Origin of the sequence: Arcobacter sp. (assembly GCF_050300555.1) — a bacterium.
Lineage (GTDB): Bacteria > Campylobacterota > Campylobacteria > Campylobacterales > Arcobacteraceae > Arcobacter.
In genome coordinates this window covers 1-552 of the sequence record NZ_JBNKXY010000334.1, presented here as the reverse complement: position 1 = coordinate 552, position 552 = coordinate 1, and the positions used below count along the sequence as shown (strand labels likewise).

1 protein-coding gene is annotated in these 552 nt (G+C 25.2%); it reads left to right on the top strand.

Going from position 1 to position 552, the window contains the following annotated elements; translation table 11 throughout:
* The coding region (locus ACQY5W_RS13475) for a DnaB-like helicase N-terminal domain-containing protein (RefSeq protein ID WP_428025482.1) at positions 1-552 on the top strand (552 nt) is incomplete at both ends.

Below are 552 nucleotides of genomic sequence, written 5' to 3'. Positions count from 1 at the left end.
ATTAAGCGGCTTACTAATTAGTTCAGACGCTGTTGATATAACATTACATACTTTACCAGTTGAAGCATTTTACTTTACAAATCATCAAGAAATTTATAAAGCTATAAGATTTTTGTACAAGAATAAATTATATATTGATATTCTAACACTTTTAACCTTTTTGCAAGATAATGGGTTGTTACAACAAATTGGCGGTATAAAAGTTTTAATTGAATTAATAAGTCAAATTCCGAATTTAAACTATCTAAATGAATATTTAGCGTTAGTAAAAGATAAATTTTTTAGACGCTGTTTAATCAAGCTTGGTTATGAGACTATCAATTCAGCTTATATAACTAATGTTTCATTGGAAAAAATTTTGATTGATTGTGAAACGAAAATTTTTAATATAACAACCGAAACGAAAAGTAAAAATTTATCTAGTAGCAGTGAATTGTTAAATAATATTTTTCTTGATTTAAAAGAAAAGTCACTAAATCCTAAACTGTTAGGATTAACATCAGGATTTTATGAATTAGATTCTTTAACCCAAGGCTTTCAAAAATCAGATTT